Consider the following 10,237-nt stretch of genomic DNA (forward strand, 5'->3'; position numbering starts at 1 on the left):
TCCAAAAGTCTTTTTTTTTTTTTACAAAAATCAGAATCTTTTTTTAATCATCACACACAACTTTTAGCAATGACCCAACACAACACAAGTTGGTATTAAATCTTAAAAACATTATATAAGAAAAAAACCTAGCCGCATACTATGTGACTAGGTTTCAATTCTTGCTATTAATTCAACAATTACTTAACGAGGGATTAATTAATTCTTGCTGATGGCGTAAAGATAAGACAGCGCTTTCACTTTTTACTGTGGAAAAACCGTAAACTTACTGTGGAGAAACCGTAGTTTATAGCATTAACAATGCTTTCAAGAGTATTTTTTAATCAAAAACAAGCCATATTTTATCTCTTTTTTATAAAAACCCTTTTTCTCGGGCCTCTTTTAGTAATGTTTCGTCTTTTCCATCTTCTACAGAAAACAAAAGTTTAAGTTGTTTTTTTCGCTTTTCTATCGCACTTGTAGAAATATCTACATACTCATTTAAGCTTCTTGTCTTAATACCTTGTGATAGCAAATGCAGAATTTTTCGATTAATATCATCAACATAAATATCACTAGAAATTGTTTTCTTTAAATAATTATTAACCGTACTACTATAATAAGGTGGAGATTTTAATATTTGCTGAAAACCATCTGCCAATTCCATAGATGTTAAATCACTTTTTATAAGAAAGCCATCTGGATTTATTTCTTTAATTATATTATGAATTCTAAACGTTTCATTAAACATGGTAAGAATGACAATCTTAGCTCTAGGCATTAATTTTTTTGCCAGTAAAGCCAAGTCTTCACCTGAGGCATATTGGCCATCTTCTGATCCAGGTAAACTGATATCAAAAAAACAAACATGATATGGGTATTTTTTTGATGCACGCTCTATCATAATAACTGCTTCGTCACAATTATGCGCTGTATCTATATGTAAAGTTTGATCATTTTGCTTTGTTGCCATTAACACATTTTGATAGCCCTCAATAATAATTGGGTGGTCATCTACCATTAAAATGTTGATATGATTCATGTGGTTATTTTTTTTGGTCACATGTTATTCTCACACTAAACGTATTACAATAAATATTGAAATTCGTTTTGCGCTCGGGTCATGCTGATTGGTTTATATAGGGAATCTGAACATTAACTTGTGTTCCATTGTATGGCTGGGACGAAAATGAAATCTCACCTTCAATATCTTCAACACGAGATCTCATGTTTTTTAATCCAATACCTTTTCTACTTTTAGAAGTATCAAAGCCTTTGCCATCGTCAATAATATCTATGCAAATTAAGTGTTTTTCTAATGAAATACTAATTTTTATCGTTTTTGCATTAGCATGCTTATAGATATTTTGCATGGACTCTTGAATGATTCTGTAAATATTAATTTTGGTTTTATTGGACACCAAATCCCAACTAATATCATCCGTATAACTAAATTGATGTTCTAAGTTATAAGCTTCAGCTTGGTTTTCAATAAGTTCAGTAAGAATATCCATAAACCCAGATCCTGCTACAAAATCAGTATTTAATTCGTGAGATATTTTACGTATATCTTGTTCAACAGTTTGAAGCTGACTAATATATTTAGCCCTAGTCATCATAGCTTCTTTTCCTTCTTTAAAATTAATACTATCCAAACTTAAGCGCACACCAAAGAGTCCTCCCAATACACCATCGTGCAATTCTTTTGATATTCTTATTTTCTCCTTGGCTCTAGCTTCATCCACTTTATCTTGCTGCACTAACATTAAGTTATAAATATCTTCATTTGCTTTTTGCTGTACCTGTATAAGCTTTAACTTTCTATTTTTTGCACGTTGAGAAACGAATAGATAAGTTAAAATTGCTGTTACCAATAAACCAATAGATAAGATAAGTAAGTATAAATTTTCTTTAGAAATTTTTTCGTTTTCTGCAACTAACTGATCAGTTTCATATTCTATTCTTGCGAATTTATTCCTAACGTTACGTTCTATATTTATTAAACTATCGCTTAACTTAATATACTCATATAAATAACGTTTACCTTCTTCGCCTTTTTTAATTTTTGAAAGCAGCATTAATGCTTCTAATGTATAATTGTTAGCATATAACTTTTTGGATATGTTATAAGCTCCCTCAGCATATATATAAGCTGAATCATTTTCCTCGAATTCGAGATAAAATTTAGACAAATCAATATCTACAGCAATCCTGATTAAATCATCATCATACTGTACAGCTAAATCATGTGCTTCATGAAAAGCTTTTGAAAGCTCTGAGTAATTTCTATTGCCATTAAGCAGTTGGGTATGCCCAAGATTACTCATAATTAAAGCATAAAAAGTAGGATCCTCTTCATGATACTTTGATCGCAACGGCAACAAACTACTATACAACTCAATAGCCTTATCGTAATCTCCAATTTTCTTATAAACAAATGCCTTATTATGGATAGAGAAAACTCTATTAAGAAAACCGTCGTTCATTTTGTTAGCTATATCTATAGCCTTATCATGGTATTGGATAGATTTATCAAACTGATTAAGCTCCGAAAATATACCGGCAATTCTATTATGTAAGATCCATAAATCGTCTAAATTATCTTCATTTTCTGGTAAATCATTCAAAAGTTTTATAGCCCGAATGGCATTGGTTTCACTCGAGGTATAATCTTTCTCATTATACTGTAAATCTGCAATACTCATTAAAGAATACGCCTCTTCCTTATAATTTTTTAATGTCGAATAATATTTTAGAGATTTAGAAAAATAGAAAAAAGAACTATCATAGACTTTAACAAACTTATAGTAACTCGCCAGATTCCCTGCAGATACAGCAAGAGCCGAAGTGTCTTTAAGTTTTTTAGCTAATTTATAATTGAATTGATTTACAGAGATGTATTTGTCATAATCTTCTGCATAAAAATATTTTAAAGATAGATTTCGATTTGCTTTTAATACTAAAGAATCAATTTTTGAAGTTTTAGCAATCTCAACGGATTGAAGACTGATAGCAATGCGTTCCTCTTGCGAATAATTAGACTTCTTAGATTCTTCTATAAGTGAATCTACCTGAATCGCTATCGTATTACGGCCAGAGTTCTGACCATAAATTTTTGTACATAAAAATAATATTAAAAATAAAGCCCTCAACAATTTAATTATAAGTATTTACTCAAAGGTATATTAAATATATGGAAGGCAAAAAGCCCTAATCGTAATTAGGGCTAATTATTAATATATTTTTTTGACGAAGGTTTAACCGTTAGTCTTTAACTTAACTTTATTTTTTGTGTGCGCAATTAAATCATAATTCTCATGCGTGTTATAAGTAGGTTCATCATTATTAGCGACAACAGCTTCAGACTGTACTCCAGATACAGTTAATAATAATACAGCGACTAGGGCAATAGTAATTTTTAGGGTTTTCATATGTATATATAAATTTAGGGTTTACAAAATAGTCAACATTAAACTGCGCAACGCATAACGTTACATTGAGGGAAGGGAATGGATTATTAACTATTTTAGGCGCTACCTAAAATTGTACTATAAATTAAAACGAGGGACGTTTTTCTAGACAAGCAAATGCCTAATAGTAAAATGGATTAAAATTTTCCTTTATAAGCGATTTGAGGACTTATTGAGGACTACAAAGATACATATCTTTACGAAATTTCCAAACGATATGTCGACGAAAGGTAGATATTGTCCGACCAAAAACACATTTCATGTTCATAACCTGTTGATAACTTGAACTTTATACCTCTAAAAAATATTCGTATTCTCTATTTTTTTATTATAATAAATGAATGCTTAATTCAAAAACTTGACAATACCAGAAGCCAATGACTCATAAAGCAAAAAAGATCTCAGCATAACACTTACAAAACAATATTAAAAACGTAGTAGAAAAAAAATATAGGCCCTTTTGGTGTTTTTAGATTTGTTTTTTTAGTTCGTCAGTCAAAATTAAAAAAGCTAAAAATCTCCTAAGCAAGTCTATTAAACAACAAGCAAAATACAGTCTAACAAAGAGAAAAGTCACCCAAAACCAAAGCGCAAGGTGAATCTTTATTGACATAATGAAAATGGCATATGAAAATTAATTTTAAGTAAAATTATTATATATATTTAAGGTTTATCAAATAAAATCTTACAGAACATTAAACTCCATTTATTAAGTGTATAATTAAAACTTTATTCACTATTTAAAATATCCTATCCACTAATGCTGCTCCACTATTTAAAAATTATCTTTTACTGCTTTCCTGCTCTAATCATTGCACAACATATTGATCCCATTACCTTAGAGGATGAAATCTCTAAACTCAACGACCAACAACAGTACGAGACCTCTTTATTAAAATTAGACAAGATTGTTCAAGATCCTAAATCCGATCCATTTGACAAAGCTCATGCTTACATTCAAATGGCCTATACATTTAAGCGTGTCTACAATTATGTAATGACCATTAATAAGCTTGAACAAGCTGAATTAGAAGCCAAAAAATCTACCCATAGAGAAGAGTTAGAATCAAAAATTTTAGCCGAAAAAATGTTTGTTTATTTCGACATGCAAGATCAATCAACAGTAGTAATGCTTCTCGAAAAGTTTGACGACAATACTGTTAAACACCTAACTAGAGAAACTCTTGCCCACTACTATACCGTATTAGGAGCTGTGGCATTCTGGGATGAGGATTACAAAAAAGTAGAAGAGAATTACGACTTAGCCATATCAATTTTAGAAAAAGACAACCCTAAACACTTACCTAATATATATAGAGCAAAGCTAACACTATACTCAACTCTTGGAGATTACAACAAAGCCATGCAAGCTTTTGAAAAGGGTCTATATTATGCCGAAAAACATGATGTACCAATCTATAATATTATAATACACGAAGGCTTAACCCAACATTATAAACGCATTCACGACTATGAAAACGCCTTAAAGACACAGCAATTAGTTTCAGAAAAAAGAGAACAGTACAATTTCACCAACCATAGCGAGAAGCTCTTAGCTTTACAAAACCGACTCAAAGAAGAAAGACTTAAAATTCAGCAAGAAGCTAAAAAAAAACAGCAGATTTACTTAGTTGTTATTTCTGCAATTATAATCACATTAATCATTGTACTCTTAATATTATTACGTGTTTATAAACAAAAGAATAAATTAATATTACGAGAAAATCAATATATACGTAACGAAGTTGAACGTTTATCTGCTAAAATTGATACTAAAACAAACACTAAAAATATTTTAGAATCACATAATTTAACCGAGAGACAGCTCGAAGTCATTAAATTAGTTAAAGAAGGAAAAACGAATAAAGAAATTGGAGTTGAACTTTATATTTCTGAAAATACTGTTAAATATCATCTAAAAGCTATCTACGAACTTTTAGGTGTAAAAAATCGCATCATACTCCGAGAAACCTACGAACTATAATCCAATTTACAGTGGCTTAAAATATTAGACACAAGAAAACCGTCAAAAGCGTTTTTTATTATGATAACAATGTCATAATAAAAAGTTATCCTGGAAACCACCGTAGATTCCTCCCTATTTACATCATTATTTTTAAAATATTTAAGGGCAATAAAGAATAGCACCACCAAAATAACGTATCATTTTTGTAATCAATAACTATCAAAAATGATGATTTCAACCTATTTTTTACAGCTTTCATCGATATAATTACATCAAAAAAGCTGAGTTTTTCATAAAATAAAAACACAAAACACGACACACAAAAGAATCCCCAGCACAACCAAACCAAGCCTAAAAACCTAAAAATCAACACATAACAACACACTACCCCATGGGTAGTTTCCAAAACTACACGCTTACTACCCGTCATTTTTTCCGTTTTATTGAAAAATCAAATCATATTTGCCTCAACCAAATTAAATCACAATGAACCTATATCTTTTAAAACATGAAAGCACTTCCAGACTTATAAAAAGCTATTTCAGCTTAAAAAGACCCATTAACAACTTAAAGATTTGAAATCTCGGGTCAATTAAAACAATTATTCAAAAACAAGAAATCTATACGCAAACTTTCAAGATCTGATAGCTCTTGACAAGGAATAAGTGGCGTCTTACAGATAAAGACGCCTAGTTTAGCCTAAAGAATAAAGCTAAATCATTAATGCAAAAATTTTAAAAAATACACCAATTCTAACATAATATAAATATGAAAAATACAATTACCTTTTTATGTCTTCTGTTTGCTGCTTTAGCTATTAAAGCTCAAAACAAAACCACTATTGCATTTCTTCCGATGTCTTATGACGAACAATCCATTAGTAGCAATGAAGCCAAAATAATTCAAGAAACAGTTATCAATGGCTTTGTTTCTTCTAAAAGATTCACGGTGGTGGATAGAGAAAAATTAGAAGAAATTGAAAAAGAAAAGAAACTTCAAAGAACAGAAGCTTTTATGGATAGCGAAAATACCGTTGCAGAAGGGCTTGGTAAAGGAGCTAGTTATTTAGTTGACGGAAGCATTATTGCTATTAGTAATTCTGAGATTAAGAAAAATAAATGGACATCCACCATTAATATTCAAATTAGAATGCTAGACGTTTCTACTGGCGAAATCTTGCACACAGAAACTGTGAATTCTGTATTTACACCTTTTAACAAGGACATTAAAAAAGTAATAAAGCCTTACTATTCTAAAGACGAATACAAAAGATTAGAAGAAAAAGAAAAGCTATTATTAGATTCTTCTAGCACAAGCTCAGAAGCTTTTAATCTTGCTTTAATACCATTAAGTGATAATATCATTAAAGCCACAAGAGCTCTTTTTCCGTTACCAGCTAACATCATTGGTTGGAAAAAGAAAGAAAAGCATGAATTTACATTTGGAGCAGGAACTGCCGCAGGAGTGCAAGCTGGTCAGATTATAGATGTGGTAAAAACCTCTACAATCACTATGGGCGATAAGGAAATAGAAAGAAATGAAGTCGTTGGTTCTGCTTGGGTCATTAGAGTAGATGACCAAAACTTTTCTGTAGCCACTTTAATAAACAACCAAAAAGACATTAAAAAGGCCGTTAAAAATGGACAACCCCTAGGAGTCTTAGTGAGATAAATAACAAATCAATAACCATTATAACAAACCAATAACCTTTAAATCTTAACATTATGAAAAACATTTACTTATTATCAATTCTTGTAACCATCCTAGTAACAAGCTGCCGTTCAGGCTTACAATCGTCGGAATTACCAGAATTGTCGGTTAACCCATATTCAACATCTCAACTTATTGAACATGACACCCAAGGCATTGTAACCTTACTAGGATCTAGTGATGAATTTAGAGTAAAGCAAGACGCCATAGACAACGCACAAAAAAAAGCAATACGACATTTATTATACATAGGCTTTCCAGGAACAGATATGAAAAACCCAATGATTAAAAAAGGAAAACGCGTTGAAACGGAGAACAAAGCATTTTTTGATCAGTTTTACAAATCAGGCTACAAACAATACATCACAAGTAACCAAGTAGAATACTTTGATTGTGAAGATGCAATTAAACAATGTATAACTGCAGCATCTACGTTTAAACTTAACTACAATCTTTTAAGAAGAGACTTAGAACGCAACAAAATTTTAAATAAAATAGGATTTTAATTATGACTAAAACAACATATCTTTTAAGAACAATAGTAATAGTGATCTGCTGTTTTCAAACCTTTTCAACGTTTGCTCAAATTGAAGCAACTAAAAGTGATGAAGTCGCAAGAGCACAAGCCAAATTAATGGTTGTACCTTATACTAAAGAAGGTGAAGACATTAGAAAAATCTTAGACGACAATCCATACATTCGCTCTGCAATGTCCATGGTTAAACAATCCTTTGACCAACGTGGATGGACGACTGTAGATTTTGTTGCAAATCTAAGAGCTGCCGAGTCTAATCGTGCTTTTCAAATGGATAGGCAAGCAGACTTTAAAGCCGATTTAATCGCTGGGTCTGGTACTGATATTTATGTGCAGGTAGACACACAACTTACAACCGATGATTCTGGATCCGCAAGTGTAACCTTAGTACTTCAAGCATTTGAAACCCACACAGGAGCTAGTTTCTCTAATCAATCAGAAAATAGCGGTCGTTTTAACACTAAAGATTATGATAAATTAATCGAAAAAGCCTACGACCGCATTAGAGAAGAGTTTTTAAATATGCTTCTTGAAAAAACAGATGAAATTAGAGAAATAGGACGTGCTATTAAAATTGAGCTCAATTTGCATGAAGATGCTGAAATTGATTTTGATAGTGAAGTAGGCGACGGCGACTTCTTAAATGAAGCTATTGAAGACTGGATTTATACAAACGCCTATAAAGGAAGAGCTAACTTAGCTGGAATCTCAGAGAAATCCATGGCTTTTAATGAGGTAAGAATACCACTTTTTAATCAAGAAACAGGTAGACCGTATAACCCAAATAGATTTGCAAGTGAACTCATTAGATTCCTAAAAGCTAATAACGTTTCTGCCTCTAGAAATATAAAAGGACAGAACTTGTTTATTACAATTAAATAGTATTTATGCAGCGCACAACATATACTTTGTTTTTGTTTTTGGCTTTTGCTTTCTCAAGCACTTTAGGATTTGGTCAAGATTACAGTGCCATTAACTTTAGTTATAAAATGCCAGATACAAAAACCAAAAGCAGTGTCACTAAAGCACATTACAGATTGCTGGAACAAAAAATCGAAGGGAGCTACAAGCAGGGAGGCATACTTAACGAAGGGAACCACTTCCTCTCTAGCCAGGCTCCCTTTGATATTGTTCCTTACATCGAAGTGGTAGACATAAGAAATGCTGGAGATATTGAAACAGTCAAAGTCGTTAAAATCGCAATGCATTTATCAATTACAAATGCAGAAAGTCAAACTCCATTTAATCAGTTTAAAACAACGATAATAGTTACCGATAAGGACACAGAAAAAGCAATAACAAAAGCAATCAAGCAAATAAAAACTTCAGGCCAAAAATTCCAAAACTTTTTCACAAAGGCTAAAGCGAATATTTTAGCTTATTACGAAAAAAATTGTGCTAAAATTCTTAAATCAGCTAACACTCATATTCAAAGGAAAGAATACAAAAAGGCTTATGGGTTGCTAAAGTACATTCCAGAAAATATGAGTTGTTTTGCTGATGCAGAACGCTTAATCACCAATATTTATACAGATAACAGAGATTCAAATTGTAAAAAAATACTTGAACATGCACGTATTCAAAAATCATATAAGGATTATTCTTCAACCTTATTTAGTTTAATATACATTGATTCGGAAAGCTCGTGTTATCCTGAAGCGATAAAAATGGCTCAAGAAGTAAAGGAGCTAATAAACAAAGAGGATGCTAAAGCATTTATACCTTCTCACGAGGAAGATAAAGAGAAGTTCTCTAAAATGTCATATATAGAAAAGACTAGAATGTTAGCCTCATTAGCCAACATTTTAAATCTCGATTTCATTCAAAAATAATTTAAGTAAGTCTATTAATTCAACGCAAAGCCGGCTCAATTCATATTTAGAGTCGGCTTTGCTTATTTACAAATTCACTAGTGCTTATCACTCAAATTTGTATTGATTTTAACCTCTCAAACAGCAGCAATCTTAAATACTATTATTGATATAAAACCACAACTGCAACCATAAACCATCTATACGTATAAGTTTAATATTTTTAAAAATTCCAAATTATGAAGTTCAAATTCTTAGCGCTATTAATATGTATTACCTCAATAGGTTTTACGCAGAGCAAACCCCTTGACACACAAAAAAACGCCCACATAAACACTATAATAAGCTTGTTTAAAACCAAAAACACAGACCAATTAGCCAAGCTCATAAATTATCCCTTAGAAAGAACATATCCCATACCAAGCATTAAAAGCGAAGCCGATTTTAAACTGCGCTTCTCTGAAGTTTTTGACGATACACTTGTAGCACTAATTACAAACTCAACACTAGATCAGTGGGAAGAAATTGGTTGGAGAGGTTTAATGTTAGATGATGGTATAATTTGGATTGATAGCGCTAACGGAAAAATAAAAGCTGTAAACCACCAAAGCGAGCTTGAAAAAAAGAAAAGAGCAGGGGTCATTGCTAAAAGTTGTGTGTGATGATTAAAAAAAGATTCTGATTTTTGTAAAAAAAAAGACTTTTGGACAATTATCTAGAACTACTGAAACTTATTCTTCCTGAATTTTTAATAGATCATTTTGAT

Annotated in this window: 9 protein-coding genes; 6 read left to right on the plus strand and 3 right to left on the minus strand. The window is 31.4% G+C overall.

Annotated elements, in window-relative coordinates; genetic code table 11:
• Positions 1-352: 352 nt before the first annotated feature.
• The 3 genes from ACN5J3_RS13860 to ACN5J3_RS13870 form a co-directional block, all read right to left on the minus strand.
• On the minus strand, positions 353-1,021 hold the full coding sequence (locus tag ACN5J3_RS13860) for a response regulator (protein WP_215926965.1): 669 nt from the start codon (positions 1,019-1,021) through the stop codon (positions 353-355).
• Positions 1,022-1,100: 79 nt separating this feature from the next.
• A complete protein-coding gene (locus tag ACN5J3_RS13865) occupies positions 1,101-3,131 on the minus strand; it encodes a tetratricopeptide repeat-containing sensor histidine kinase (protein ID WP_418512118.1) in 2,031 nt (676 codons plus the stop codon).
• A 105-nt stretch (positions 3,132-3,236) separates the two neighbouring features.
• Positions 3,237-3,410 carry a hypothetical protein gene (locus tag ACN5J3_RS13870; RefSeq protein ID WP_334465532.1) on the minus strand — a complete coding sequence of 58 codons (174 nt, stop codon included), beginning with the start codon at positions 3,408-3,410 and terminating at the stop codon, positions 3,237-3,239.
• Between the two features lie 799 nt (positions 3,411-4,209).
• Between ACN5J3_RS13870 and ACN5J3_RS13875 the strand changes: the two genes are divergently transcribed.
• The 6 genes from ACN5J3_RS13875 (at position 4,210) to ACN5J3_RS13900 (ending at position 10,133) form a co-directional block, all read left to right on the plus strand.
• Positions 4,210-5,433 (plus strand): LuxR C-terminal-related transcriptional regulator, encoded by a 1,224-nt coding sequence (locus tag ACN5J3_RS13875; protein WP_418512120.1) that lies wholly within the window; start codon positions 4,210-4,212, stop codon positions 5,431-5,433.
• Positions 5,434-6,183: 750 nt separating this feature from the next.
• Positions 6,184-7,086, plus strand: coding sequence for a CsgG/HfaB family protein (locus tag ACN5J3_RS13880; protein WP_334465537.1), 903 nt, complete (start codon positions 6,184-6,186; stop codon positions 7,084-7,086).
• 53 nt (positions 7,087-7,139) lie between these two features.
• A complete protein-coding gene (locus ACN5J3_RS13885; RefSeq protein WP_418512121.1) occupies positions 7,140-7,631 on the plus strand; it encodes a hypothetical protein in 492 nt (163 codons plus the stop codon).
• A gap of 2 nt (positions 7,632-7,633) precedes the next feature.
• Entirely contained in the window at positions 7,634-8,542 is a 909-nt protein-coding gene (locus ACN5J3_RS13890) for a DUF6175 family protein (RefSeq protein WP_344715948.1), read from the plus strand.
• Positions 8,543-8,547: 5 nt separating this feature from the next.
• On the plus strand, positions 8,548-9,492 hold the full coding sequence (locus ACN5J3_RS13895) for a hypothetical protein (protein WP_344715950.1): 945 nt from the start codon (positions 8,548-8,550) through the stop codon (positions 9,490-9,492).
• Between the two features lie 218 nt (positions 9,493-9,710).
• On the plus strand, positions 9,711-10,133 hold the full coding sequence (locus ACN5J3_RS13900) for a hypothetical protein (protein ID WP_418512122.1): 423 nt from the start codon (positions 9,711-9,713) through the stop codon (positions 10,131-10,133).
• The last annotated feature ends 104 nt before the right edge of the window (positions 10,134-10,237 follow it).

It is taken from the genome of Corallibacter sp. (assembly GCF_048381695.1).
GTDB classification, from domain to species: Bacteria; Bacteroidota; Bacteroidia; order Flavobacteriales; family Flavobacteriaceae; genus Corallibacter; species Corallibacter vietnamensis.